Source organism: Pseudomonas fulva, from assembly GCF_023517795.1.
In the GTDB taxonomy this organism is placed as follows: domain Bacteria; phylum Pseudomonadota; class Gammaproteobacteria; order Pseudomonadales; family Pseudomonadaceae; genus Aquipseudomonas; species Aquipseudomonas fulva_D.
In genome coordinates, this window is record NZ_CP082928.1 from 4,849,440 (window position 1) to 4,874,652 (window position 25,213).

Sequence of the window (25,213 nt, forward strand, 5' to 3'; positions counted from 1 at the left end):
CGCGATTGTGGTGTGCCGCGATCATTGTGGGAGCTGCGACCCGCGGCGAATGGGGCAGTCACCGCGGTCCCGGCAAGCTTCACTCAATCCCCAACCCCATGGCTCAGCGGGAACAGCAGGTCGATGAATCGCTCGGCGGTCGGCTGTGGCTCATGGTTGGCCAGGCCCGCGCGCTCGTTGGCTTCGATGAACACGTACTCGGGCTGATCCGCAGCAGGTACCAGCAGATCCAGGCCGACCACCGGGATGTCCAGCGCGCGAGCCGCCTTGACGGCCGCATCGGCAAGCGTGGGGTGCAGAATGCCGGTGACGTCTTCGAGAATCCCGCCGGTGTGCAGGTTGGCGGTCTTGCGCACGGCCATGCGCTTGCCCTGGGGCAGCACGCTGTCGTAGTCGTAACCGGCTGCATGCAGGGTGCGCAGGGTCTCGGCATCCTTGGGGATGCGGCTCTCGCCCCCGGTGGCGGCCTGGCGGCGACGGCTTTGCGCATCGATCAGTTCGCCGATGGTATGGCGACCGTCACCGAGCACTTCGGCGGGACGGCGAATCGCCGCGGCGACCACTTCGAAACCGATCACCACGATGCGCAGGTCGAACCCTTCATGGTAGCTCTCCAGCAAGACGCGTTCGTCGAACGGGCGGGCGCGCTCGATAGCCGCCTGCACCTCGGCAGGGGTGCGCAGGTCCACGGCAACGCCCTGGCCCTGTTCGCCATCCACGGGCTTGACCACCAGGCTGCCATGCTCGGCCAGAAAGGCGGCGTTGTCCTCGGCGCTGCCTGCCAGGCGCTGGGCCGGCAGGCTCAGGCCGGCGCGGCTCAGGGTGCGATGGGTCAGGCGTTTGTCCTGGCAGAGGGTCATGGTGACGGCGCTGGTCAGGTCGGTCAGCGACTCGCGGCAGCGAATACGTCGACCACCCTGGCTGAGGGTGAACAGGCCGGCTTCGGCGTCGTCGATCTGCGCGTCGATGCCACGTCGACGGGCTTCGTCGACGATGATGCGCGCGTAGGGGTTGAGCTTGTCGTCCGGCCCTGGGCCGAGGAACAGGGGTTGGTTGATACCGTTCTTGCGCTTGATGCTGAAGGTTTGCAGTTCACGAAAGCCCAGCTTGGCGTACAGCTTCTTGGCCTGGCCGTTGTCGTGCAGCACCGACAGGTCGAGGTGGCTGAGGCCGCGGCTCATGAAGTGCTCGACCAGGTGACGTACCAGCACTTCGCCTACGCCAGGTCGGCTGCAGGCCGGGTCGACGGCCAGGCACCAGAGGCTGCTGCCCAGCTCCGGATCCTGATAGGCCTTCTGGTGATTGAGACCCATCACGCTGCCGATCACCGCACCGCTGTCTTCATCCTCGGCCAGCCAGTAGACCGGGCCGCCCTGGTGGCGCGGGGTGAGCTTCTCCGGGTCGAGCGGCAGCATGCCGCGGGTCTGGTACAGGCAGTTGATCGCCTGCCAGTCCGCTTCGGTTTGCGCGCGACGCACGCGAAAACCGCGAAAACCGCGGCGTGCTTGGCGGTAGTCGCTGAACCACAGGCGCAGGGTGTCCGAAGGGTCGAGAAACAGCTGCTGCGGGGCGTGGGCCAGCACCTGTTGCGGTGCCGCTACATACAGTGCGATATCGCGCTCGCCGGGCTGCTCGCTGAGCAGCTCTTCGGCCAGTACCGCAGCATCCGGAAAAGTGTGGCCGATCAGCAGTCGGCCCCAGCCACAGTGGACGATTTGCGGTTGGCTGATGCCATCGCCGTGCTCTTCGGCAAACCGTGCCTGAAGGCGCTCGTAAGAGGGGGACTGGCCCCGGAGAAGGCGTTGGTTGTGGGCAGTGGCTCGCATTGAAGAATGTTCCTTTGCTTACGCATGGCCGGCATTGCCGGCTATCGGTTGGCCTGTCTGGTAACCCGCGGCGAGGCGGATACGGCCATTGCAGTTGGGAGCGGGGGAGCCGCAGCTCCCTCGATTCGTCGTTACAGGCCCTGTTCGCTCAACCACAGGTTCAGCGCCGCCATCTGCCACAGTTTGGAGCCGCGCAGCGGCGTCAGCTGGCCCTGCGGGTCGGTGAGCAGGCGGTCGAGCATCTGCGGGTTGAAGATGCCGCGGTCATGGGCCGGGTCGACCAGCAGGTCGCGCACCCAACCCAGGGTCGCGCCTTCCAGGTGCTTGAGACCCGGCACCGGGAAGTAACCCTTCTTGCGGTCGATGACCTCGGACGGAATGACCTTGCGGGCCGCTTCCTTGAGCACGTACTTGCCGCCTTCCGGCAGTTTGAACTGGGCGGGGATGCGCGCCGACAATTCCGCCACGCGGTAATCCAGGAACGGTGTACGGGCTTCGAGGCCCCAGGCCATGGTCATGTTGTCGACGCGCTTGACCGGGTCGTCGACCAGCATCACCGTGCTGTCCAGGCGCAGCGCCTTGTCCACGGCAGCGCTGGCGCCCGGTTGGGCGAAGTGCTGGCGAACGAATTCGCCGGACACATCGTCGGTCAGCCAGGCCGGCTGCACGCAGGCGGCGTATTCGTCGTGCTCGCGGTCGAAGAAGGCCTTGCGATAGGCGCTGTAGGCATCGTCGGCACCATCGACCAATGGGTACCAGTGATAGCCGGCGAACAGCTCGTCGGCGCCCTGGCCGCTCTGCACCACCTTGCAGTGCTTGGCCACTTCCCGGGAGAGCAGGTAGAAGGCGATGCAGTCGTGGCTGACCATCGGCTCGCTCATGGCGCGGAAGGCGGCAGGCAGCTGATCGAGAATCTCGTTCTCGCCGATGCGCAGCTGGTGGTGCTGGGTTTCGAAGCGCTTGGCGATCAGGTCCGAATACTGGAATTCGTCGCCGCGCTCGCCGCCGGCATCCTGGAAGCCGATGGAGAAGGTCAGCAGGTTCTCGACACCGGCTTCGCGCAGCAGGCCGACCAGCATGCTGGAGTCGACGCCGCCGGACAGCAGCACGCCGACGTCCACGGCGGCCCGCTGACGGATCTCCACGGCTTCGCGCATGCTGTCGAGGGTGGCGTCGCGCCAGTCTTCGAAGGTGAAGTTGGCTTCGTCGGCGTTCGGGCCGAAGTTCAGCGTCCACCAGACCTGCTGCTCGACCTTGCCATTGGTGTCGATACGCATCCAGGTGGCCGGCGGCAGTTTCTCCACGCCGGCGAGGATAGTGCGTGGCGCCGGCACCACGGCATGGAAGTTCAGGTAATGGTTGAGCGCGATAGGATCCAGGGTCTTGCCGATATCGCCGCCTTTGAGCAGCGCCGGCAGGCTGGAGGCAAAGCGCAGGCGATCCTTGGTCTTGGACAGGTACAGCGGCTTCACGCCCAGGCGATCACGGGCGATGAACAGCTGCTGGCTATCGCGCTCCCAGATGGCGAAGGCGAACATGCCATTGAGCTTGGGCAGCAGGTCGGCGCCCCAGGCGTGATAGCCCTTGAGCAGCACCTCGGTGTCACCGCCCGAGAAGAAGCGATAGCCGAGCTGCTCGAGCTCACTGCGCAATTCCGGGTAGTTGTAGATGGCGCCATTGAAGACCATCGACAGGCCGAGATCGTTATCGATCATCGGCTGGCCCGAGGCTTCGGCGAGATCCATGATCTTCAGCCGGCGGTGGCCGAAGGCGACGGGACCGCGACTGTGGAAGCCGTGGGCATCCGGGCCGCGAGGGGCGAGGTGGTGAGTGATGCGTTCAACGGCGGCCAGGTCGGCCGCTTGGTTATCGAATCGAAGTTCGCCTGCTATTCCGCACATAGTCTATAAAGCCCGCATGTTTCCTGGGCTCTGTTCCTCCTTAACGTCAGTCCGTACCAGTGTTGTACCGGTGCTGAGTTCCAGTGCGCTCCAGGGCGCGCCGGAGACGATCGAGCAGTGAAAAAGCTGCTGCGCGCGGGGAGGCAACGCAGCAGGCTCGAGTTTTTTCGAGTCCCCGTGCGCGGCGAACGTTCAATAAAATGGCCGGGAGTTGGGGGGCTGGCTGCCCGGCGAGGCCGCAATCGCTTCGCGGGCATGAACTCGGCGTCCCCGCCCGCTCCCACAAAGGGTGGCGGGCATGCCCCCCTTATTGGCTGCCATCACTCTTTGACTGTGGGAGCGGGCCATGCCCGCGATCAGGTAAGTCGGACAAGAAGTCCAAAGGTGGCCAGCGGCGTGCTGGGGCCTCAGCCCTTACGAATCAGCTGGCGCAGCACGAAGCGGTTGGGGTGGCAGCCTTCGGCGACGTCGCTGGGGACGGGTAGCGGCTCGTTTTCCAGCCAGGCGGCGATCAGTTCGCCGGACAGCGGGGCGGTGATCAGCCCGCGCGAGCCGTGGCCGCTGTTGATGTACAGGCCTTGCTGCCAGGGGCAGGGGGTTGGTGGCACCTGGCGGGCGTCCCGGGCCAGCACGGCATAGGCCTGCGCGAACTGCTCGGCATCGGCCAAGGGGCCAATGATCGGCAGGTAATCCGGGCTGGTGCAACGAAAGGCGGCGCGGCCCTGCATCGAATCGGGGGCGAGCTTGTCGGCTTCGAGGCGCTCGGCCAGATCGCTGGAGATTTCCCGCAGCAGCTCCAGGTTGCTGGCGTGTTCGGCGCTGCTCGGCGTCAGGTCATCGCTGTCGAAGTTGAAGCTGGCGCCCAGGGTGTGCTCGCCCTGACGCGGCGGGGCTACGTAACCCTCGGCGCACACCACGGTACGCAACGCGGCGCTGCGTTGTGACGCCGGTAACCGGCTGATCTGCCCGCGGATGCGCTTGAGCGGCAGGTGCACGCTTTGCTCGAAGCGCAGGGTATCCGCCGCGCTGCAGATCACCATCACCGGCGCCTCGGCCAGTACTCGCGCGTTGCTCAGTGCCTGCCACCGGCCGTCGATGCGTTTCAGCGTCAGGGCTTCCTGATGGCCGTGCAGGCGAATCCCGGGGTGGTCGAGCAACTGCGCGCACAGCGCTGGTGGATGCACCCAGCCGGCATCGGGGTAGAACAAGCCGCCACTGGCCAGGGCGATGCCGGCCTGCCGTTCGGCCTGTTGGCGATCCAGTGGGTTGAGCAGCGTGGGCGGAAAGGCGGCGGCGAGCTTGGCCTGGCGCTGGGCTTCGCGTTCGTCGAACGCCAGTTGCAGCACGCCGCAATCATCCCAGTCCTGCCCCTTGTGCAGGCGCTCGAGCAGCCGCCTGGTGTAGCCGAAGCCATCGACGATCAGCCGTGACAGGGCGGTGCCATGGGCAGACAGCTTGAGGTAGAGGACGCCCTGGGGATTGCCCGAGGCTTCCTGGGCCGCGGCGCCGTGGCGCTCCAGCACCGTGACCTGCCAGCCGCGTCTGGCCAGGCTCGAAGCCGTGGCGCAGCCGGCCAGCCCGGCGCCGATCACCAGGGCGTTTCGTTCCCGGTGGCGGTCAGTCGGCCGCGCGAACCAGGGCTTGGCCTGATTGCTGGCCGCAGCGGTGAAGGCGCCGCACATCACTTCCCATTTCTTGCCGAGGCCCGGCACCCGCTTCATGGCGAAGCCCGCTTCGATCAGGCCGCGGCGCACGTAGCCGGTGGCCGTGAAGGTGCCCAGGGTGGCACCCGGCGCGCTCAGCCTGGCCACTTGCGCGAACAGCTCGGGCGTCCACATCGCGGGGTTCTTCGAGGGTGCGAAGCCGTCGAGAAACCAGGCATCGATGCGCGCATCGAGCTGCGGCAGCATGGCCAGTGCATCGCCGATCAGCAGGGTCAGCAGCACCCGGCCATCGTCGAACACCAGGCGCTGGAAGCCCGGGTTCAGGCAGCGATAGGCCTCCAGCAGCTGCTGACTGTAGCGTTGCAGGCAGGGCCATAGCGCCAGGGCACGCTGCAGATCCGCCTGGTTCAGGGGGTGCTTCTCCACACTGACGAAATGCAGGCGCGCGCCGGCGGGTGCCTGCTCGTCGAACGATTGCCAGGCGCAGAGAAAATTCATCCCGGTGCCAAAGCCGGTTTCACCGATCACCAATTGCCCGCCCGGCGGCAGGGCGGCAAAGCGCCGTGGCAGGTCGTTGTTGTCGAGAAACACGTAGCGCGTTTCTTCCAGGCCATTTTCCCGGGAAAAGTAGACATCGTCATACTGACGCGAGGAGGGCTGGCCCTGTTCGTCCCAGTCGAGCTGTGCGTATTGATCGGCCATGGTCGGGTGTCTGTGGCGGGCAGGGCGGCGATTCTAGCAGGGCGAAGGCGTGGTCGTGATGCGCCCGTTTGCAGCAGCGGGCCTGGCAGCCCGAGCGCCGTCGCTTGCGCGAAGCGGCAAACGGCCCCTAGTCTGCATGCACCGTTCAGGAAGAGGTGCTTATGTTCGAATCCGCCGAGATCGACCACGTCATCGACAAGGCCACGTTCGCTGCCGAAGAGCAGGTACTGCGCGAAGCGTTGCTCGAAGTCCAGTACGCGCTGCGCGAGCAGGGCCGCCATGCGGTGATCATCCTGATCAATGGCATCGAGGGCGCAGGCAAGGGCGAGACGGTGAAGCTGCTCAACGAGTGGATGGATCCACGGCTCATCCAGGTCAGCACCTTCGACCAGCAGACCGACGAGGAACTGGCCCGACCGCCTGCCTGGCGTTACTGGCGGCAACTGCCACCCAAGGGGCGCATCGGCATCTTCTTCGGCAACTGGTACAGCCAGATGCTCCAGGGCCGGGTGCACGGCGACCTCAAGAAGGATCAGCTCAACGGCGCCATCGACGGGGCGCTGGGCCTGGAGCAGATGCTCTGCAACGAGGGTACGCTGATCTTCAAGTTCTGGTTTCACCTGTCCAAGAAGCAGATGCTCACCCGGCTCAAGACCCTGCAGGACGATCCGCTGCACAGCTGGCGCCTGAGCCCCCTGGACTGGCAGCAATCGAAGACCTACGACAAGTTCGTGCGCGCTGGCGAAGATGTGCTGCGGCGCACCAGCCGTGATTACGCACCCTGGTACATCGTCGCCGGTGCCGATGCCAATTACCGCAGCCTGACGGTCGGGCGCATCTTGCTCGAAGGCCTGCAGGCGGCGCTGCGCGGCAGCGCCGAGCGGGCGCCGTTGCCGCACACCACGCCACTGATGACGCGCACCGATCAGCGCAGCCTGCTCGACAGCCTGGATATGGGCCTGAGCCTGGCCAAGGCCGATTACCGTGAGCAGCTGACCCGGGAACAGGCGCGCCTGGCGCAGCTGATGCGCGACAAACGCATGCGTCGTCACGCCCTGGTCGCGGTTTTCGAGGGCAATGACGCTGCCGGCAAGGGCGGGGCGATTCGCCGTGTGGCGGCAGCGCTGGACCCGCGCCAGTACCGCATCGTACCGGTCGCGGCGCCAACCGAGGAGGAGCGCGCGCAGCCCTACCTGTGGCGTTTCTGGCGGCACATACCGGCGCGCGGCAAGTTCACGGTGTTCGATCGTTCCTGGTATGGCCGGGTGCTGGTGGAGCGAGTGGAAGGTTTCTGCGCGCCCGAGGACTGGCTGCGCGCCTACGGCGAGATCAATGACTTCGAGGAGCAGTTGAGCAACGCCGGCGTGGTGCTGGTGAAGTTCTGGCTGGCCATCGACGAAGAGACCCAGCTGCTGCGCTTTCGCGAGCGCGAGAGCAACCCGGTCAAGCGCTTCAAGATCACCGAGGAGGATTGGCGTAACCGCGAGAAGTGGCCGCTGTACCGGGAGGCCGTTGGCGATATGGTCGACCGCACCAGCACCCGCCTGGCGCCCTGGACGTTGGTCGAGGCCAACGACAAGCAGTTCGCACGGGTCAAGGTACTGCGCACCCTCAACGATGCGCTGGAGGCGGCGCTCAAGAGGGATGTGCGATAGGCGCGCTTTCGGCGGCTCGAGCGCCTTGCTGAAGCCCGGCCAGGGGCGTCTTGATGTGGGGCGGCAGGCATGTGGCGCAAGCAGCCATTTGCAATGGTGGGCTAAAGCCCACCCTACAGATAGTGCCAGCCTCGTAGGGGGGGCTTCAGCCCACCACTATGAGCTGGTTTGAAATCGCAGCACGACCGGCCGCTTCTGCCTTTGAGCGACCACTCGGTCCAAGCGCTCGGATATGCCATCTGCTGTGTGACACCACACTCGCCTTGCGGTAGAAGCCCTGGCGACCGTTCAGCGGCGATCCGGCAGGGTCTTCTGCTTGAGGATATACAGGCTGACCAGTACCGCGCTGGTCAGCATGAACAGCCGTGCCCAGATCAGCGGCACCAGAACGCAGGAAATGCCGATGCTCAGCCACATCAGGCCGATGGCGTAGATCTTGGCCTTGCGCGGGATGCCTTCGCCGGCCAGGTAGTCGCGGATCCATGGCCCTAGCCGCGGGTGCTCGACCAACCACAGGTAGAACCGCTTCGAGCTGCGCATGAAGCAGGCCGCGGCGAGCAGCAGGAAGGGTGTGGTGGGCAGCAGCGGCAGGAAGATGCCGAGCACGCCCAACGCCACGCTCAGCCAGCCGATGGTCAGCAGGCAGTAGCGCAGCAGTGGGTTGCGGGTCTCGAAGGGTTCGCGCGCCATGACGGCGTCGCCATTAGTGGTGGCGGGGCTTGAGCAGCGCGGGTTTCTCGTCGGGGGCGTTGCACAGCAGGAACAGCGCGGTCAGCAGCTCCGGAATCTGATCGACCATGCTGTCGACCAGGTCACGGTCACGGGCGATCTCGGCGAACTCCGGTTGCTCGTCGAACAGGCCCGAACCGACCATGATCGGCAGCAGCAGCTCGCTGACTTCGTCTTCGGCGTCGTCGAACCACACGCTCTCGCGCAGGAACACGCCTTCCATGAAGCCGATGCACCAGCCGCGCAGGTCGGAGTCGTCCGGCTCGTCGCCCAGGTCCAGGTCGCACGGCACTTCCGGCTCGTCGTCGCTGGCCAGCTGACGGGCGATATGGGCCTGCAGCTGGATCAGGGTGGCTTCGATCTCGTCGCGCTCCTCGTCGCTGCGGTAGTGCGGCGGCTCGGAGAACAGGGCGTCGATCCACTCCCGCGGCTCGATCTTTTCCGGGCAGATGGACAGGGCCGTCAGGTAGCCATGGGCGGCGACGTAGTCCAGAGCCTCTTCGTGCAGGTCATCGGCATCGAGGAAGGCTTGCAGGCGGGACAGTTGCTCGGCGAAGGACATCAGTGGCTACCTTGGAGAAGTAAACGAGGCTGGATTCTAGCAGGCTGTTGAAAAACTATCTGCGTTGCCATGCAAGTGCAGACCTGCGCAGCCAGCCAGAGTTGCAGGTAAAGAGCGGTGTCAAGGCCGCACCTTGCGGCACAGGTGCGTATAATACCCCGCTTGATTCGGAGACCCTACATGCTCGAGCAGGCGCAACGCATCCTCAAAGACGTATTCGGCTATGACAGCTTCCGGGGTCGCCAGGGCGCGATCATCGAGCGCGTGGCCAGCGGCGGCGATGCGCTGGTGCTGATGCCCACCGGCGGCGGCAAGTCGCTGTGCTTCCAGGTACCGGCGCTGCTGCGCGACGGGCTGGCCGTGGTGGTGTCGCCGCTGATCGCCCTGATGGACGATCAGGTGGCGACCCTGGAGGAACTCGGTGTGGCGGCGGTGGCGCTGAACTCCACCCTGGAGGCCGAACAGCAGCGCGATATCGCCGCGCGGATCCGCCGCGGCGAGATCAAGATGCTCTATCTGGCCCCGGAGCGCCTGGTGCAGCCGCGCATGCTGGACTTCCTGCAGCAGCTGCAGATCGCCCTGTTCGCCATCGACGAGGCCCACTGCGTGTCGCAATGGGGCCATGATTTCCGCCCCGAGTACCTGCAACTGGGGCAACTGGCCGAGCTGTTCCCCCAGGTGCCGCGCATCGCCCTGACCGCGACCGCCGACATGCGCACCCGCGAGGAAATCGTCAATCGCCTGCACCTGCAGGATGCCGAGCGTTTCCTGTCCAGTTTCGACCGGCCCAACATCTTCTATCGCATCGTGCCCAAGGAGCAGCCACGCAAGCAGCTGCTGGCCTTCCTGGCGGCGCGCAAGGGCGATGCCGGCATCGTCTATTGCCTGTCGCGCAAGAAGGTCGAGGAGGTGGCGGGTTTCCTGACCGAGCAGGGCTTCCCGGCGTTGCCCTATCACGCCGGCCTGCCCGCCGAGCTGCGCGCCTATAACCAGAAACGCTTTCTCAATGAGGAAGGCCTGATCATGGTGGCCACCATCGCCTTCGGCATGGGCATCGACAAGCCCAACGTGCGCTTCGTCGCGCACCTGGACCTGCCCAAGTCGCTGGAGGCCTATTACCAGGAAACCGGCCGCGCCGGGCGCGACGGGCTGCCGGCCGATGCCTGGATGGCCTACGGCCTGCAGGACATGATCTTTCTCAAGCAGATGCTCGCCAATTCCGAAGGCGACGAGCGCCACAAGCGGGTGGAGCAGCACAAGCTCGACGCGATGCTGGCGCTGTGCGAAGAAACCCGCTGTCGCCGCCAGGTGCTGCTGGCCTATTTCGATGAAGAACTGCCGCAGCCTTGCGGGCATTGCGACAACTGCACCGACGGCGTACAGACCTGGGACGCCACCGAGCCGGCCCGCCAGGCGCTGTCGGCCATCTATCGCAGCGGACAGCGTTATGGCGTCGGCCATCTGGTGGATATCCTGCTGGGCCGCGACAACGAGAAGATGCGCGGCCTCGGCCATCAGCACCTGTCGGTATTCGGCGTGGGCAGCGCGCTCAGCGAGGGCGAGTGGCGTTCGCTGTTCCGCCAGCTGGTCGCCCGCGGCCTGGCGGACGTCGACCTGGAAGGCTTCGGCGGCCTGCGCCTGTCCGACAGCTGCCGGCCGCTGCTGCGCGGCGAGGTGACCCTGCTGCTGCGTCGCGATCTCAAGCCCCAGCAGAGCGCCAAGGCGTCCGGCAGCGCTGCGCGGCAGTTGGTGCGCGGCGACGAGCGTGAGCAGTGGGAAGCGCTGCGTGCGCTGCGCAAGCGCCTGGCCGAGGAGCACGCGGTGCCGCCTTACGTGATCTTCCCCGATGCCACCTTGCTGGAAATGCTGCGCAGCAAGCCGACCACGATGGCCGAGATGGCCCGGGTCAGCGGTGTCGGTGCCCGCAAGCTGGAGCGCTACGGCGAGGCCTTTCTGGACGTGCTGGCCGGCGCTGATACGCCAGCGCCGGTGGTCGACCTGCGTCACGAGCTGGTCAGCCTGGCCCGCGCCGGCATGACGCCGAGCCAGATCGCCACGCAGCTGGGCTGCAGCCCGAAGAGCGCCTACGCGATGCTCGCCGAAGCCATCGCCGAGCACCAGATTTCTCTGCAGCAGGCCCTCGATCTGCCCGAGGAGCTGCTGGGCGAAATCCAGGACGCGTTTCTCGATGGCGAGGGCGAGTTGCCGCCGGTCGCCGAGGTCAGCCCGCTGTTCGCCGGGCGTATAGAGGAGGGCGTGCTGCACTGCGTGCGTGCCGCGCTGCAGGCGGAGTTCGAGGCCTGATCGAACAGGCGACAGGGGTGTGTCTGGTTACGACGGCAATCTTGCTCTCTGCCAAAAGCTATGGTTAGCTCGCTAATAATTAGTTTTTGATAATTCGAAGAGCGACCTCCATGTCCCCGAACGAACCCCATCGTTTCGCCATGCAAGTGGCGCAATTGTCCCGTGCCTGGCGCGCAGAACTGGATCGACGACTCGCTGGGCTGGGGCTTTCCCAGGCGCGCTGGCTGGTGCTGCTGCATATCGGCCGTTTCGCCGAACTGCCGACCCAGCGCGAACTGGCGCAGAGCGTCGGCGTGGAAGGGCCGACGCTGGCCCGGTTGCTCGACAGCCTCGAAGCCCAGGGCCTGGTGGTGCGCCATGCGGTACCCGAAGATCGCCGCGCCAAGAAGATTGCCTTGTGTCCGCCTGCCAAGCCGCTGATCGAGAAGATCGAGGCGATTTCCACGCAGCTGCGTGAGGAGTTGTTTGCCGGCATCGACCAGGAAGACCTGCGCCGCTGCCAGCAGGTGCACGCGCGCATTCTGGGCAATCTGGAGCGGCGTTGATGCAGGACCTGTCTCTGCTGCAGAGACGTTACGGGCCGCGTTATCCGAATTACCTGCTGATCGTGCTGATGCTCGGCAGCATGGCGATGATCCTGGCGTCGACCAGCGTCAACGTCGCGCTGCCGGCGATCATGGCCGACTTTCGCATCGGCCGCCCCCTGGCCCAGTGGCTGTCCACCGGTTTTCTCGCCGCGATGACCTCGGGGCTGCTGCTTTCCGCCTGGGCCCAGGCCCGCTTTGGTGCCAGGGCCACGGCGCAGGCCGGCCTGGCCGTGTTCATCGTCACCTCGGTGCTTGCCCTGGTCGCCAGCGCGGCCTGGCAACTGATCACCCTGCGCATCATCCAGGGCCTGTGCGCTGGCATCGTCCAGCCGTTGGCCATGGTGCTGATCTTCCGGGTGTTCGCCGGCGGCGGTCGCGGCGCTGCACTGGGCGCCTACGGGCTTGGGGTGATGATCGCGCCCACACTGGGGCCGACCATCGGCGGTTACCTGGTCGACATGTTCGGCTGGTACGCGGTATTCTGGCTGCCCTTGCCCATGTGCTTCCTGGCCATGCTGGCCGGGTTGTTCCTGATGCCCAGCGAGCGCCAGCGCAATACACCGTTTCTCGACCTCTGGGCATTCGTGCTGCTCAACGTCGGCCTGTTCGCCACGCTCGGCGCGCTGGCCGAGGCCCAGCGTTTCGCCTGGGCCGAAGCGCGGGTGTGGGCGCCGGGGGTGATCGGCCTGGCGGCCATCGTCGGTTTTCTGTGGCGCAGCCGCGTCAGCAGCCGACCCTTGCTGCCGCTGGCGCTGTGGCGGCACGCAGGCTTCCGCAAGGCCAGCTGGGTGGCGCTCGCCCTTGGCATGGGCCTGTACGGCACCACCTACATCATCCCCCTGCACGTGCAGGCCATCGAGGGCTACAGCGCAGGCTGGGCAGGTCTGCTGCTGTTGCCGACCGGGGTGGTGATGGGCGTCGCCTCGTTCATGGGCGGGCGCTTGAGCGACCATCTGTCGACGGCCGTGCTGTTGGTCGCGGGCCTGCTGGCGCTGGTGGTGTCTTCGCTCGGCCTGGGCTGGCTGCAGCCGGGCGCGTCCTTTCTGGTGCTGTGTTTCTGGGCCTGCATCGGGCGGGTCGGCCTGGGCATCCTGCTGCCGGCGCTGACTACCGGTGCGCTGGATGCGCTCGATCGCGAGCAGGTGCCCCACGGCGCAGGCGCCATCACCTTCGTGCGGCAGCTGGGCGGGGCCTTCGGCGTGAACCTGCTGACCTTTTTCCTGGAGTGGCGCCATCGCCAGGAGGGCGGTGATTTCCCAGCCGAGGTGGCGGCTTTCCAGCAGAGCTTCTGGCTGATGGGCGCGCTGTTCGCGCTGACCCTGCTCGCGGCATGGACCCTGCGGCCGTCACAAGGTTGACGGCGTTCACATAAGTAGCCGTATTTCTGGCTTTTTGCGTATGATGGCGAGGTGCTCGAGCGGTAGGACTTGAACGGCTCGAGAAACTCGCAAGTCTTTGAATTGTGACCATACTCACTACTCGGTGGGACAAGGAGCGTTTGCCGAGGCAGCGCCATGCACGCCGCACCTTGCAGAATCGTCGGCCCGGTTAGAGCCGCTGCAACCGTTTTCGAGCGGAGTTATCGGGAGCTTTTATGACTCATGTTCGTCATCTGCTGATCGGCCTGGCATCGAGCTCGGCGTTCTATTCGGGGCTGGCGCCTGCGCTGGGGCTGGGTGAGATCACCCTGCATTCGGCACTCAACCAGCCACTGAACGCTGAAATCCAGTTGCTGGCGGTCGGTGATGACATGACCACCGCGGATATCAAGGTGGCCCTGGCGCCGGCCGATGCCTTCAACCGCGCCGGCGTCGACCGTGTCTATTTCCTCAACGATTTGCGCTTCAGCCCGTTGCTGCGCGGCGGCAACAGCGTCGTGCGGGTGGTATCCAACCAGCCGGTGCGCGAGCCCTACCTGAACTTCATCGTCGAGCTGAAGCGCCCCGGCGGGCAATTGCTGCGCGAGTACACGGTGCTGCTCGATCCGCCGTCTTCCTCCGCCTACAGCAACCAGGCCGCGCCGGTGGGCGACCAGCAGTTCACCTCCTACGCGCCACCGCGCCGCACGCCGATCGCCAGCCGTGGCGAGCGTTACCGGGTGGCCAGCGGCGAGAGCCTGTGGACCATCGCCTCCAAGCTGCGGGTCGATGGCGACCAGTCGTCGCTGCAGGACCTGATGCTCGATATCCATGCACTCAATCCTGATGCATTTAGCAACGGAGATATCCATCGTCTGCGCGCTGGCGCTTCGCTGTTGTTACCCGACCACGCGCGGATGTCCGAGGCAGCGCCTGCCCAGCCTGCCGACTCGGCCACCCCGGAGCGTCCGGCCGCGCCGGCGGAAATCATCCCCGACACCGCGCCCCAGCAGCCTGCCGAACCACAGGTGGAGGTGCTGGCGCAGATCCGCCGGGTCGAGGAAGAGGTCGCCAACCGCACTGCCGAGAACCTGCAGCTGCAGCAGGATCTGCTGACCGTGCAGAACCAGTTGAAGGACATGATGACGCGTATGGAAGCGCGGGATCAGCAGATCGCCCAGTTGCTCGAGCAACTGGCCCAGCGCCCGGTCGCCGCGCCGGTCGCGCCCGCTGAACCGGCACCACAGGCTGCCGCGCCGAGCGCTACCCCACAGGCCGCGCCAACACCGGTCGCCGCTGCGGCGCAGACAGAAGGTTTCTGGAGCCTCTGGAACATCCTGCTGGCCGCCTTGCTGGGGTTGCTGGCACTGATGCTGGTGCTCTTCAAACGCAAGCGCAAGCCGGACCCGCAGGCCATCGCCGAGCCCGTGGTCGTCGTGCCACCGGTGGTGCAGGCCCCTGTGGCCGAGCCGGTCGAGCCGGTCGTCGCGCCGCGCGCCATCGAGGCGGACGTGCCGCCGCCGGTGCGCGCGCCGGTCGCTCCGCGTACCGATACCAGTTCCACCGATCCGCTGGATGCCGCCAACATCTACCTGGCCTATGGCCGCCTGGGCGAGGCGGTCTCCGTGCTGCGCCAGGCGTCCCAGGCCAACCCGCAGCGCCTGGACATCGGCTTCCGCCTGCTCGAGGTGCTGGCGCAGAAGGGCAATACCGCGGCCTTTGCCGAAGAGGAAATGCGCCTGCGCCAGGCCGGTTTCGACGCTGCCCGTATCGACGCGCTCAAGGCCGGTTACCCGGGGCTATTCGCCCAGCCGGCCGATGAGTTGGAGCCGCTCGAATCTCTGGGCCCGCTGGAAGACCTGACTCTGGACCTGGATGAGACGCCAGCACCTGCGCCCCAGCAGAAGCCCCAGGATGACGACTTCCAGCTCAATCTCGACGACCTGTCGCTGGACGCCGACTGGGATCTGGTCAACCCCTTCGAAAACGGCTCGCGCAAGAAGCGTCCCGGCGCCGAGGCCGACGCGCCGGCGATACCCGAGGAGACGCCGGAGGATATCTTCGGCCATGACGTCAACAGCCCCTTCGCCGGCACCATGCTGGTCGAGGAGCAAGGCCCGCAGGACGAGTGGCTGGAGCTGGACGAGCTGCCTGGGGATTCGGCCGACGATGCCGACCGTTTCGTCACCAACCACCAGAATCTCACCAAGCTCAACCTGGCGATGGCCTATATCGAACAGGATGACCTGGAAGCCGCCTGCGACATCCTCAACGAGGTGATCAACGAAGGCGACGAGGAGGAGAAACAGGAAGCCCGCGAGCTGCTCGCACGTATCGCCTGACGTTCAGGCTGTAGACGCTCGGCCGTGTCCGCGCTCTTCATGTGCGCCCGGCATGGGCGCAATTTGGTGTTTTCTCCGGGCGCTGCCAGTCCTGGCCAAACAGCACTGGTTCGAGGCGTGATGCAGCGCCGTGGCGATTGCCAGCAAACCACCTCGTATGAGGCCGCCTGCGCGCCACGGCATCGCAATACGATCTGCACGCCGGGATCTGCGCCTGGGGCTTCCAATGACCAGTAATAATTATCTATCTAGCAACGCTGCCCCGAACCCCGGCGGCAATGACCCAATGGCACGGCTAGCTCAGGGCTGATAGCCCATGCGCCAACTGACGGCGCGGGCTGCAGCCAGCAATCGTTGCGCCGCCGGGCCATTCTCGTCGGCTTGGAACAATGCGGTAGGGCCGACCACGGTCATCACCGCCGTCACATGCCCGACCGCGTTGAACACCGGCGCCGACAGTGCATCCACCCCCGGCATCAGCAAACCGTGGACAACGTGCAGGCCACGGCTGCGAATCTGCTCGCAGACGGTGATGTAGGTCTGATCGTCGGCTAAGGCGTGGGCAATTCCTGCCCGAATTTCACGCTCGCGCAACTCCATGGTTTCCCGCGGCGGCAAATAAGCGCTGAATACCAGGCCGGTAGACGAACTGAGCAGCGGTAACACCGACCCCAGTTGCGTCACCACCGTGACGGCGCGCACCGCAGGCTCGATATGCACCACGGTCGCACCTTGATTGCCCCACACCGCGAGAAAGCAGGTTTCATTCAGTTCATCGCGCAACTCCGCCAGGGGCATCGCGCCGACTTTCAACACGTCCATGCTGCCCAACGCAGCCAGGCCCACGCGTAACGCCTCGCGACCCAGCCCATAGTGGTTGGTGGCGCTGTTCTGTTCGGCAAAACCCGAGGCGATCAGCGCTTGCAAATAACGATGCACCTTGCTGGCGGGCATTTGCACGTGTTCGGCCAGGCGCGATAACGAGGTGGCAGGCGAGAGTTCGGCCAGGGCCTTGAGGATGTCGGTGCCCACTTCGGCCGAGCGCACTTTCTGTTTACCGGTGTCGCGGGGGGTATCCATGGAAGAGCAAGAATCCGAGAGATGAATGGGCGTCTTTATAGCTTGACGGTAGACAGTGATCAAATTACGTTATGCGTAATTGGATTACGAAAAATAATAGCTTCAGCTTGGAGACGATCCATGAACCTCGAATACCTGTCGGGCTTCGGCAATGAATTCGCCAGCGAGGCCCTGCCTGGCGCGCTGCCCGTTGGCCAGAACTCCCCGCAAAAAGCGCCCTACGGCCTATACGCCGAACTGTTTTCCGGCACGGCTTTCACCATGGCGCGCAGTGAAGCGCGCCGTACGTGGCTGTACCGTATCCAGCCATCTGCCAGTCATCCGGCGTTTGTCAAGTTGGATCGGCTTTTGGCCGGTGGGCCTCAGGGAGCGGTGACACCGAACCGCCTGCGCTGGAACCCCCTGGATATTCCGATCGAGCCGACGGACTTTATCGATGGACTGGTAGGGATGGTCGCCAATTCCGCGGCCGACAAACCTTCAGGCGTCAGCATCCACCACTACCGAGCCAACCGCTCGATGGAGCGCGTGTTCTTCAACGCCGATGGCGAGCTGTTGATCGTCCCCGAGCAGGGCCGCCTGCGTATCGCGACCGAACTGGGTGTGCTGGAGGTCGAGCCGCTGGAAATCGCCGTGCTGCCACGGGGGCTCAAATTCCGTGTGCAATTGCTGGATGCGCAAGCCCGCGGTTATGTCGCCGAAAACCACGGCGCACCGTTGCGCCTGCCGGATCTGGGGCCGATCGGCAGCAATGGGCTGGCCAACCCACGCGATTTCCTTACGCCGGTTGCCCATTACGAAGATTTGAAACAACCGACGGCGCTGGTACAGAAATTCCTCGGCGAGCTATGGGCCTGTGAGCTGGATCATTCCCCGCTCAACGTGGTCGCCTGGCACGGCAACAACGTGCCGTACAAATATGATCTGCGCCGCTTCAATACCATCGGCACCGTAAGCTTCGACCACCCGGATCCGTCGATCTTCACCGTATTGACCTCACCCACCAGCACCCATGGCCTGGCCAATCTGGACTTCGTGATCTTCCCGCCGCGCTGGATGGTGGCCGAAAACACCTTCCGCCCGCCATGGTTCCACCGCAATATGATGAACGAATACATGGGCCTGATCCAGGGTGGCTATGACGCCAAGGCTGAAGGCTTCCTGCCCGGTGGCGCGTCGCTGCACAGTTGCATGAGCGCCCATGGCCCGGACGGCGAGACTTGCACCAGGGCCATCAATGCGGATCTGGCACCACACAAGATCGAAAACACCATGGCGTTCATGTTCGAGAGCAGCCAAGTGCTGCGCCCGACCCAGTTCGCATTGGATTGCCCACAATTACAACCTTCCTATGACGCGTGCTGGGCCTCGTTGCCCACCCCCTTCAACCCGAACCGGAGATAAGCCATGAATCAGCCCACACCGACCCGCAGCTGGGTGGCCTCCGCCAATGGTCACAGCGATTTTCCCCTGCAAAACCTGCCGCTGGGGGTGTTCAGCATCAATGGCTGCGCACCACGCGCAGGTGTCGCGATCGGCGACTCGATCCTGGATCTGCACGCTGCGATCGATGAGTTTGACGGTGACGCCCGGCGCGCCGTCGAAGCGACCGCCGATGGCCAATTGAACGCTTTTTTTGAGCTGGGCCGTGGCCCGCGCGTGGCCTTGCGCGAGCGTCTTCTGGCATTGCTGGCCGAAGGCAGCAAACTGCAGGCGCGTGAAGCACAAGTGCTGCATCGGGCTGCCGATTGTCAGATGCATCTACCGGCGCGAATCAATGACTACACCGACTTCTATGTCGGTATCGAACACGCGCAGAACGTCGGCAAACTGTTCCGTCCCGATAACCCCCTGTTGCCTAACTACAAGTACGTACCGATTGGTTATCACGGTCGTGCTTCGACTATTCGCACCTCCGGCACAGACGTACGCCGCCCGAAAGGCCAGATCTTGCCAGCCGGCCAGACTGTGCCGACCTTCGGCCCGTGTGCGCGCCTGGACTACGAATTGGAGCTGGGCGTCTGGATCGGCCAGAGCAATGAGTTGGGGAATTCCATTGCCATTGGTGACGCGGCTGAGCATATCGCCGGTTTCTGTCTGCTCAATGACTGGTCGGCGCGGGATATCCAAGCTTGGGAATACCAGCCTTTGGGACCGTTCCTGTCGAAGAGTTTCATCACCACCATTTCATCCTGGGTAGTGACGGCAGAGGCGCTTGAACCGTTCCGCATGGCGCAACCGGCGCGACCGGCAGGTGACCCGCAACCGTTGTCGTACCTGCTGGACGAGCGCGACCAGGCTGCTGGCGCTCTGGATATCGAGCTTGAGGTACTGATCACCACGGCGGCCATGCGCGAACGGAACCTGCCGGCTTACCGCCTGGCGCTGAGCAATAGCCTGCATATGTACTGGACGGCCGCGCAATTGGTGGCGCACCACAGCGTCAACGGCTGCCAATTGCAGGCGGGTGACCTGTTTGGTACAGGGACCCTGTCGGGCTCGCAACCCGGTCAGTTCGGCAGCCTGTTGGAAATGACCGAGGGCGGTAAGAAGCCTGTCGAGCTACCGTCTGGCGAAATGCGCACGTTCCTCGAGGACGGTGACGAAATCATCCTGCGCGCCCGCTGCAGCCGTGAGGGTTTTGCCTCCATCGGTTTCGGCGAATGCCGCGGCACTGTGGTCGCGGCACACTAGGAGGGCAGGGGATGGAGCTCTATACCTACTACCGTTCTACCGCGTCGTACCGGGTGCGCATTGCATTGGCGCTCAAGGGCCTGGATTTCACTGCTGTGCCGGTCAACCTGCTGGTGCCGGCAGGCGGTGCGAATCGCCAGCCGGCGTACCTGGCGATCAACCCGCAAGGCCGGGTGCCGGCCTTGCGCACCGATGAAGGGGAGCTGTTGATTCAATCGCTGGCGATCATCGAATACCTGGAGGAGCGCTATCCACAGGTGCCGCTGCTCCCCAGCGACCTGCTGGCCCGGGCTAATGCGCGTGCGGTGGCGGCGATCATCGGCTGCGATGTCCATCCGCTGCACAACTCCAGCACCCAGAATCTGTTGCGCCAGTGGGGGCATGACGAGGCGCGGCTGCTGGAGTGGATTGACCATTGGATCAGCCAGGGGTTGGGTGCGGTGGAGCAGTTGATTGGCGACCAGGGGTATTGCTTCGGCGACCAGCCGGGGCTGGCCGACGCGTTCCTGATTCCGCAATTGTATGCGGCTGAGCGTTTCAAGGTGTCGCTGGCGGCGTACCCGCGCATTGGCCGGGTAGCGGCGTTGGCGGCGCAGCATCCGGCATTCATTCAGGCTCACCCCGCAAACCAACCCGATACACCTTGCCTCCCATAGGAGCCTGCTTGCCAGCTCCTGCAGCGTTGTGCTTGTCCATAAAAATAAAATCAAAGGTACCTTGCGATGCATAATCAGATTGCCAGCTTGCGCGCAGCGCTCGATGCCCATCCGGTGTCGCGCTATCAATGGTTGATCCTTCTGTTGCTGGTGTTGTTGCTGGTGACCGATGGCTACGATGCCCAGGTGCTGGGCTATGTGGTGCCGGCGCTGGCCGAGGACTGGGGCCTGGAGAAGGCCGCATTCGGACCGGTGTTCAGTGCCAACCTGCTCGGGCTGACGCTGGGCTCACTGCTGGTCACGCCATTGGCCGATCGCTTTGGCGTGCGACGCATTCTGCTCTGCTGCGTGCTGATCTACGCCAGCCTCACCTTGCTGATGGTACTCGCCAACTCACTGACCACCCTGATGGCCGCAAGGTTTATCTGCGGCATTGGCATGGGCGGTGCCATGCCCTGCGCCATGGCGTTGATGTCAGACTATGCCCCACCGCGACTGCGCACCCTGATGGTGACGCTGGCGGCCTGTGGCTTCTCGTTCGGTGGGGCAGCGGGTGGGTTTGTGGCCGCGGGGTTTATCGAAGGCTTCGGGTGGCAGGCGGTGTTTCTGGCCGGGGGCGTGACGCCGCTGCTGCTGTTTCCTTTTCTGGTGTGGTTATTGCCGGAATCCCTGCCGCGCCTGTTGCATGATGCACCACCTTATACGCGGCTGCAGAAGGTCACGTCACGCATGCTGCCGGGCTGGCAACCGCCGCCTGCGGTCCAGGCCGAAAACCGACAGGAGCAAGGCAGCAAACTGACGGTCGTGGAACTGTTTCGCAACGGTTACGCGCGGCCGACTGTGCTGATCTGGGCGACCTTCTTTGTCAGCCTGATCCTGCTGTACTTCATGATCAGCTGGCTGCCGTCGCTGCTGCTGGAGAGCGGGCTGGCGTTGAAAGAAGCCAACCTGGTGACGTCGATGTTCCTGTTCGCGGGTACCTTTGGCGCCATCGGTATGGCCTGGTTCGCCGACCGCCTGAAAAGCAAAGTTCACCTTCTGGCCGGTGTGCTCACTGCCGCTGCGGTGTGCACCATCCTGCTCGGCCTCAACCATGACAACCCGCGTTACCTGGTGGCCTTTGTGTTTGCGGCCGGGTTTTGCATCATTGGAGGGCAGCTGACCCTAAATGCCTTCGCCAGCAACTTCTATCCGGCGCATGTGCGCGCCACCGGTGCGGGTTGGGCATTGGGCGTGGGGCGGTTTGGCTCGATCCTGGGACCGCTGTTCGGCAGCATGCTGCTGGCGATGCATATCCCGGTGGAGCAGATTTTCTTCTTCTGCGCGATACCGGCGGTGATCGCGGCATTGTTGATCATCCAGGTGCGCTCGCCGCAATAAAATAACCCCGAAAGTAGGTGTTCAATGCGCGACTGAATTGAGTGGCAGGTGCTAGGCGGCCGGAGGTGCTGGCATTGTCCAATTCCGGCACCGCCTCGGCGTCGACCAGTGCCGCGAGCCGGGTATCATTGGGAAGGTGCAATTGCCTCAATGTGCTAGAGCTGGCTAGTACGCGATCACCTGCTATGCGCCTTTCGCGCAAGCTCCTAGCTTTGCACGCTAAGATAGCTCTTCAAGCCGTGGAGAGGACATATGACACCTGACAAAGCGGAAGTCACCATCACCTATTGCACCCAGTGCCAATGGCTGCTGCGCGCCGCCTGGCTGGCTCAGGAGCTGCTTTCCACTTTCGCCGATGACCTGGCCAGGGTCAGCCTCGAGCCCGCCACGGGTGGCACCTTTCGCATCCAGTGCAATGGCGTGCAGATCTGGGAGCGCAAGGCCGATGGTGGCTTCCCCGAGGCCAAGGTGCTCAAGCAGCGGGTCCGCGACCAGATCGACCCGGCTCGCGATCTGGGCCATAACGATCGCTCGGCCGGTAGCTGAAGTCGAACAGCCCGGCACTGCAGCTCAGGCCAGGCGCGCGCCGTTGGGCAAGGGTTTGTCGAAGCTGGCCAGTACCACCTTGCCGTCGCTGTCATAGACACCCGTGACCAGCACTTCGGAGCGAACACCGGCGATGCGCTTGGGGGCGAAGTTGCATACGCACAGCACCTGGCGTCCCAGTAACTCCTCGACGCCGTAATGGGCGGTGAGTTGTGCGCTGGAGGTGCGGATGCCCAGCTCGCCGAGATCCACCTGCAGCACATAGGCGGGTTTCAGGGCTTTCTCGTTGGGTGCTGCGCTGACCAGGGTGCCGACGCGCAGCTCGACGCGTTCGAAATCCTGCCATTCGATGATCTGCATAGTGCTCTCCTGTTTAGGCCGCACTCTAACGGGCCAAAACGAGAGAAGCTGTCGCGCGATTGGCGTTATTTGTCGCCAGGCTGGCGCTCACGCAGCACCCGGGGCGTTTCGCCGAATTGCCGGGAGAGGGCGGCGGTGAAGGCGCTCTGCGAGGTGTAGCCGACCCGGGCGGCGATCTCGCCGACGCTCAGGCGGCTGTTGTGCAGCAGCTGACGGCCCAGACGCAGGCGTTTGTCGCGCACGTAGGCCATGGGCGTGAGCCCGGTTTCTTCGACGAAGCGGTGGTGGAAGCGCGCCGCGGAAAGCCCGGCGAGGCGGGCCAAGTCCGCCACCTGGATGGGGTGGGCCGCATGCCGCTCGATATAGGCGTTCAGCATGCTCAGCGGCAGGCCCAGAGTGGGACGGGGGGCCGCTTGTGCGTTGAGGCTGGCCAGCAGCAGGATGGAGCCCTGGCGGGCGATCAGCGGGTCGTTGAACGCGCTGGCGGCCAGCCAGTTGACCAGTCCGCTCTGGCTGGCCGACAGTTCGACCCTGAGCGGCGCCTCCAGCAGCCGGCGGCTAGCATCGGCATGATCTCCCAGGCTCCGCTCCAGCCAGTCGCCGGCCGGTACGTCGAGCACCAGGCATTCGCTGCCGTTGCGGCTTTCGCAGGCGTGGCGGGCGCCGGCCGGCACCACCGCCAGGCTTTGCCGGCTGACGTGGCTCCCCAGGCCCGCCACCTCGAACTGCAGGTGGCCGCTCAGGCCGAACACCAGCTGGGCGTGGTCATGTTCGTGGCAGACGATCTCCTGGTGGTAGTGGCGTACAGACAAGAGCGCTGACATGGCGAGTTCCTCGAGCAGTGAGGCCAGTTTACGCCGTGGATGGCTCTTTGCACGCACGGGCACTTCAGTGGGTGGCCAGAGTACGGTCGTCATCGAATTGCCATGGCCCGTTCACAATCATTTCACCGCCTTCGCGCATGCTCGGCCAAAATCTGCCGGAGACCGCCCGATGAGCATCGAACCCCTGGTAAGGCCGAGCCGCAAGCAGCGTGTACGCACACTGTGGATCTCCGACGTGCACCTGGGCACGCGCGACAGCCAGGCCGAACACCTGGCGGCGTTTCTCAAGCGCTACCAGGCCGAGCGGATCTACCTGGTGGGCGACATCATCGATGGCTGGAAGCTGCGCGGCGGCATCTACTGGCCCCAGGCGCACACCAACGTGATCCGCCGTCTGCTGACCATGAGCAAGCGCGGGACCGAAGTGATCTACGTCACCGGTAACCACGACGAATTCCTGCGCCGTTATTCGAAGCTGCTGCTGGGCAATATCCAGCTGGTCGACGAAGCCGAGCACGTGACCGCCGATGGCCGCAGGTTGCTGGTGATCCATGGCGACCAGTTCGACGTGATCACCCGCTACCACCGCTGGCTGGCGTTTCTTGGCGACTCGGCCTACACCGTGACCCTGGTGCTCAACCGCTGGCTCAACCACTGGCGGCGCCGTTACGGCTATGGCTACTGGTCGCTGTCGGCCTACCTCAAGCACAAGGTGAAGACGGCGGTGAACTTCATCAGCGACTTCGAGGAAGCCATCACCCACGAGTGCGCGCGCCGGGGGTTCAATGGCGTGGTCTGCGGGCATATCCACCATGCCGAAATCCGTAAGCTGGGCGACGTCGAATACCTCAACTGCGGCGACTGGGTCGAGTCCTGCACGGCGCTGATCGAGCACCCGGACGGGCGCATCGAACTCTACCGGCTGGCCGAGGAACAGCAGCGGCTGGCGCAGCTGCAGGCCGCCAAGGTGGCGGTCATCGAGCCGGCGGCGTGAGGCTGCTGATCGTCAGCGACGCCTGGGCGCCGCAGGTCAACGGTGTGGTCACCAGCCTGCAGGCGCTGGTCGGTGAGCTGCGCGCCATGGGGCATCAGGTCGAGGTGCTGTCGCCGCAAACCTTCCGCTGCATACCCTGTCCGGGCTATGGGGAAATTCCCCTGGCGTGGAACCTGTGGCGCGTCGGCCCGGCCATCGAAGCCTTCGCCCCCGACGGTGTGCACCTGGCCACCGAAGGGCCGCTGGGTTGGGCCGCCAGGCGCTGGCTGCTGCGTCGCGGCCTGGCGTTTTCCAGTGCGGTGCACACGCGCTTTCCCGAATACCTGACGGCGCGCTGCGCCTGGGTCGGGCTGGGCGTGGGCTATGCCTGCCTGCGGCTGTTCCATCGGCACAGTCAGGCGGTGCTGGTCAGTACCGAGCGGTTGCGCGCAGGGCTGGCCCAGCGTGGATTGAGGTGCCTGATGCTATGGCGCAAAGGAGTGGATACGAGGCTGTTCACGCCAGGACAAACCGTTGCCGTGCCGGTTAGTGCGGTGTTTCTCTATGTCGGGCGCCTTGCGCCGGAGAAGAACCTGCAGGCGTTTCTCGATCTGCAGCTGCCCGGTGAGAAATGGGTGGTGGGCGACGGCCCGCAGCGGCAGGTGCTGGAGCAGGCTTATCCGCAGGTGAAGTTCTTCGGCTACCAGCAGGGTGAGGCGCTCGTCGATTTCTACCGGCGCGCCAGTGTGCTGGTGTTTCCATCGCTCACCGACACCTACGGCCTGGTGATGCTCGAAGCCCAGGCCTGCGGCACGCCGGTGGCAGCCTTTGCCGTGGCCGGGCCCCTGGATGTGGTGGTGCCGGGCGTTACCGGCGTGCTGGCCGAGGATCTGCGTGATGCCTGCCTGGCCGCGCTGGAACTCGATCGCACGCGCTGTGCCGGGGAGGCCGCAAGGCAGTCGTGGCGGGCTTCGGCGGTGGAGTTTATCGCCAGCCAGCCGCTGCTCGATGGCGCCCCGGCCTGTAGCGAACGCCTGGCGACCGCGGCGCGCAGCTGCTGAGCAACCGCA

General features: G+C 64.9%; 20 protein-coding genes. 12 read left to right on the forward strand and 8 right to left on the reverse strand.

Annotation, left to right across the window (positions count from 1 at the left end; all coding sequences use genetic code 11):
* Positions 1–83: 83 nt before the first annotated feature.
* From ngg to mnmC, 3 genes are all read right to left on the reverse strand, one after another.
* Positions 84–1,826: an N-acetylglutaminylglutamine synthetase gene (gene ngg / locus K8U54_RS22415; protein WP_249907874.1), complete on the reverse strand. Its 1,743-nt coding sequence runs from the start codon at positions 1,824–1,826 to the stop codon at positions 84–86.
* A gap of 131 nt (positions 1,827–1,957) precedes the next feature.
* Positions 1,958–3,727, reverse strand: a complete 1,770-nt coding sequence (locus tag K8U54_RS22420) for an N-acetylglutaminylglutamine amidotransferase (protein WP_249907875.1) — start codon at positions 3,725–3,727, stop codon at positions 1,958–1,960.
* A 407-nt stretch (positions 3,728–4,134) separates the two neighbouring features.
* Complete coding sequence (mnmC, locus tag K8U54_RS22425; RefSeq protein ID WP_249907876.1) at positions 4,135–6,093, reverse strand: bifunctional tRNA (5-methylaminomethyl-2-thiouridine)(34)-methyltransferase MnmD/FAD-dependent 5-carboxymethylaminomethyl-2-thiouridine(34) oxidoreductase MnmC; 1,959 nt, start codon at positions 6,091–6,093, stop codon at positions 4,135–4,137.
* Positions 6,094–6,254: 161 nt separating this feature from the next.
* Between mnmC and pap the strand changes: the two genes are divergently transcribed.
* Positions 6,255–7,748 carry a polyphosphate:AMP phosphotransferase gene (gene pap / locus K8U54_RS22430; protein ID WP_249907877.1) on the forward strand — a complete coding sequence of 498 codons (1,494 nt, stop codon included), beginning with the start codon at positions 6,255–6,257 and terminating at the stop codon, positions 7,746–7,748.
* A gap of 288 nt (positions 7,749–8,036) precedes the next feature.
* On the opposite strand, the gene K8U54_RS22435 is transcribed toward pap, so the two are convergent.
* On the reverse strand, positions 8,037–8,438 hold the full coding sequence (locus tag K8U54_RS22435) for a YbaN family protein (RefSeq protein ID WP_249907878.1): 402 nt from the start codon (positions 8,436–8,438) through the stop codon (positions 8,037–8,039).
* A 13-nt stretch (positions 8,439–8,451) separates the two neighbouring features.
* Positions 8,452–9,039 (reverse strand): YecA family protein, encoded by a 588-nt coding sequence (locus K8U54_RS22440; RefSeq protein WP_013791085.1) that lies wholly within the window; start codon positions 9,037–9,039, stop codon positions 8,452–8,454.
* A 180-nt stretch (positions 9,040–9,219) separates the two neighbouring features.
* Here K8U54_RS22440 and recQ point away from each other — a divergent pair, with 180 nt between their 5' ends.
* The 4 genes from recQ to K8U54_RS22460 all read left to right on the forward strand — a co-directional run bounded on the left by recQ (position 9,220) and on the right by K8U54_RS22460 (position 15,630).
* Positions 9,220–11,343: a DNA helicase RecQ gene (gene recQ, locus K8U54_RS22445; RefSeq protein ID WP_249907879.1), complete on the forward strand. Its 2,124-nt coding sequence runs from the start codon at positions 9,220–9,222 to the stop codon at positions 11,341–11,343.
* A gap of 110 nt (positions 11,344–11,453) precedes the next feature.
* Positions 11,454–11,888, forward strand: a complete 435-nt coding sequence (locus tag K8U54_RS22450) for a MarR family transcriptional regulator (protein WP_070886297.1) — start codon at positions 11,454–11,456, stop codon at positions 11,886–11,888.
* A complete protein-coding gene (locus K8U54_RS22455; protein ID WP_249907880.1) occupies positions 11,888–13,288 on the forward strand; it encodes a DHA2 family efflux MFS transporter permease subunit in 1,401 nt (466 codons plus the stop codon). The genes K8U54_RS22450 and K8U54_RS22455 overlap by 1 nt, the downstream gene beginning before the upstream one ends.
* Before the next feature lie 236 nt (positions 13,289–13,524).
* Positions 13,525–15,630: a FimV/HubP family polar landmark protein gene (locus tag K8U54_RS22460; protein ID WP_249907881.1), complete on the forward strand. Its 2,106-nt coding sequence runs from the start codon at positions 13,525–13,527 to the stop codon at positions 15,628–15,630.
* 300 nt (positions 15,631–15,930) lie between these two features.
* Here the strand turns inward: K8U54_RS22460 and K8U54_RS22465 are convergent, their stop codons facing one another.
* A complete protein-coding gene (locus tag K8U54_RS22465) occupies positions 15,931–16,710 on the reverse strand; it encodes an IclR family transcriptional regulator (RefSeq protein WP_249907882.1) in 780 nt (259 codons plus the stop codon).
* Between the two features lie 120 nt (positions 16,711–16,830).
* On the opposite strand from K8U54_RS22465, the gene hmgA reads away from it, so the two are divergent.
* The 5 genes from hmgA (at position 16,831) to K8U54_RS22490 (ending at position 21,986) form a co-directional block, all read left to right on the forward strand.
* Positions 16,831–18,114 (forward strand): homogentisate 1,2-dioxygenase, encoded by a 1,284-nt coding sequence (gene hmgA / locus K8U54_RS22470; protein ID WP_249910497.1) that lies wholly within the window; start codon positions 16,831–16,833, stop codon positions 18,112–18,114.
* Positions 18,115–18,117: 3 nt separating this feature from the next.
* Positions 18,118–19,404, forward strand: coding sequence for a fumarylacetoacetase (gene fahA / locus K8U54_RS22475; protein ID WP_249907883.1), 1,287 nt, complete (start codon positions 18,118–18,120; stop codon positions 19,402–19,404).
* Positions 19,405–19,415: 11 nt separating this feature from the next.
* On the forward strand, positions 19,416–20,060 hold the full coding sequence (maiA, locus tag K8U54_RS22480; RefSeq protein ID WP_249907884.1) for a maleylacetoacetate isomerase: 645 nt from the start codon (positions 19,416–19,418) through the stop codon (positions 20,058–20,060).
* Between the two features lie 66 nt (positions 20,061–20,126).
* Complete coding sequence (locus K8U54_RS22485; protein ID WP_249907885.1) at positions 20,127–21,440, forward strand: MFS transporter; 1,314 nt, start codon at positions 20,127–20,129, stop codon at positions 21,438–21,440.
* A 252-nt stretch (positions 21,441–21,692) separates the two neighbouring features.
* Positions 21,693–21,986, forward strand: a complete 294-nt coding sequence (locus K8U54_RS22490) for a SelT/SelW/SelH family protein (protein ID WP_249907886.1) — start codon at positions 21,693–21,695, stop codon at positions 21,984–21,986.
* Positions 21,987–22,010: 24 nt separating this feature from the next.
* Here the strand turns inward: K8U54_RS22490 and K8U54_RS22495 are convergent, their stop codons facing one another.
* Together K8U54_RS22495 and K8U54_RS22500 are read right to left on the reverse strand one after the other, a co-directional pair.
* Positions 22,011–22,346, reverse strand: a complete 336-nt coding sequence (locus K8U54_RS22495) for a tRNA-binding protein (protein ID WP_249907887.1) — start codon at positions 22,344–22,346, stop codon at positions 22,011–22,013.
* Between the two features lie 65 nt (positions 22,347–22,411).
* Positions 22,412–23,170 (reverse strand): helix-turn-helix transcriptional regulator, encoded by a 759-nt coding sequence (locus K8U54_RS22500; RefSeq protein WP_249907888.1) that lies wholly within the window; start codon positions 23,168–23,170, stop codon positions 22,412–22,414.
* A gap of 169 nt (positions 23,171–23,339) precedes the next feature.
* On the opposite strand from K8U54_RS22500, the gene K8U54_RS22505 reads away from it, so the two are divergent.
* A complete protein-coding gene (locus K8U54_RS22505; RefSeq protein ID WP_249907889.1) occupies positions 23,340–24,164 on the forward strand; it encodes a UDP-2,3-diacylglucosamine diphosphatase in 825 nt (274 codons plus the stop codon).
* Complete coding sequence (locus K8U54_RS22510) at positions 24,161–25,204, forward strand: glycosyltransferase family 4 protein (RefSeq protein WP_249907890.1); 1,044 nt, start codon at positions 24,161–24,163, stop codon at positions 25,202–25,204. Before K8U54_RS22505 ends, K8U54_RS22510 begins: the two co-directional genes overlap by 4 nt.
* Positions 25,205–25,213 lie beyond the last annotated feature (9 nt).

What these genes read in the sequence shown, in the direction of transcription:
- hmgA (WP_249910497.1), top strand. Translation starts at nt 16,831, where the DNA reads ATGAACCTCGAATACCTGTCGGGCTTCGGCAATGAATTCGCCAGCGAG.
- K8U54_RS22485 (WP_249907885.1), top strand. Translation starts at nt 20,127, where the DNA reads ATGCATAATCAGATTGCCAGCTTGCGCGCAGCGCTCGATGCCCATCCG.
- K8U54_RS22460 (WP_249907881.1), top strand. Translation starts at nt 13,525, where the DNA reads ATGACTCATGTTCGTCATCTGCTGATCGGCCTGGCATCGAGCTCGGCG.
- K8U54_RS22450 (WP_070886297.1), top strand. Translation starts at nt 11,454, where the DNA reads ATGTCCCCGAACGAACCCCATCGTTTCGCCATGCAAGTGGCGCAATTG.
- K8U54_RS22420 (WP_249907875.1), bottom strand. Translation starts at nt 3,727, where the DNA reads ATGTGCGGAATAGCAGGCGAACTTCGATTCGATAACCAAGCGGCCGAC.
- K8U54_RS22495 (WP_249907887.1), bottom strand. Translation starts at nt 22,346, where the DNA reads ATGCAGATCATCGAATGGCAGGATTTCGAACGCGTCGAGCTGCGCGTC.
- pap (WP_249907877.1), top strand. Translation starts at nt 6,255, where the DNA reads ATGTTCGAATCCGCCGAGATCGACCACGTCATCGACAAGGCCACGTTC.
- K8U54_RS22455 (WP_249907880.1), top strand. Translation starts at nt 11,888, where the DNA reads ATGCAGGACCTGTCTCTGCTGCAGAGACGTTACGGGCCGCGTTATCCG.
- maiA (WP_249907884.1), top strand. Translation starts at nt 19,416, where the DNA reads ATGGAGCTCTATACCTACTACCGTTCTACCGCGTCGTACCGGGTGCGC.
- K8U54_RS22435 (WP_249907878.1), bottom strand. Translation starts at nt 8,438, where the DNA reads ATGGCGCGCGAACCCTTCGAGACCCGCAACCCACTGCTGCGCTACTGC.
- K8U54_RS22490 (WP_249907886.1), top strand. Translation starts at nt 21,693, where the DNA reads ATGACACCTGACAAAGCGGAAGTCACCATCACCTATTGCACCCAGTGC.
- recQ (WP_249907879.1), top strand. Translation starts at nt 9,220, where the DNA reads ATGCTCGAGCAGGCGCAACGCATCCTCAAAGACGTATTCGGCTATGAC.
- fahA (WP_249907883.1), top strand. Translation starts at nt 18,118, where the DNA reads ATGAATCAGCCCACACCGACCCGCAGCTGGGTGGCCTCCGCCAATGGT.
- K8U54_RS22465 (WP_249907882.1), bottom strand. Translation starts at nt 16,710, where the DNA reads ATGGATACCCCCCGCGACACCGGTAAACAGAAAGTGCGCTCGGCCGAA.
- mnmC (WP_249907876.1), bottom strand. Translation starts at nt 6,093, where the DNA reads ATGGCCGATCAATACGCACAGCTCGACTGGGACGAACAGGGCCAGCCC.
- K8U54_RS22505 (WP_249907889.1), top strand. Translation starts at nt 23,340, where the DNA reads ATGAGCATCGAACCCCTGGTAAGGCCGAGCCGCAAGCAGCGTGTACGC.
- K8U54_RS22500 (WP_249907888.1), bottom strand. Translation starts at nt 23,170, where the DNA reads ATGTCAGCGCTCTTGTCTGTACGCCACTACCACCAGGAGATCGTCTGC.
- ngg (WP_249907874.1), bottom strand. Translation starts at nt 1,826, where the DNA reads ATGCGAGCCACTGCCCACAACCAACGCCTTCTCCGGGGCCAGTCCCCC.
- K8U54_RS22440 (WP_013791085.1), bottom strand. Translation starts at nt 9,039, where the DNA reads ATGTCCTTCGCCGAGCAACTGTCCCGCCTGCAAGCCTTCCTCGATGCC.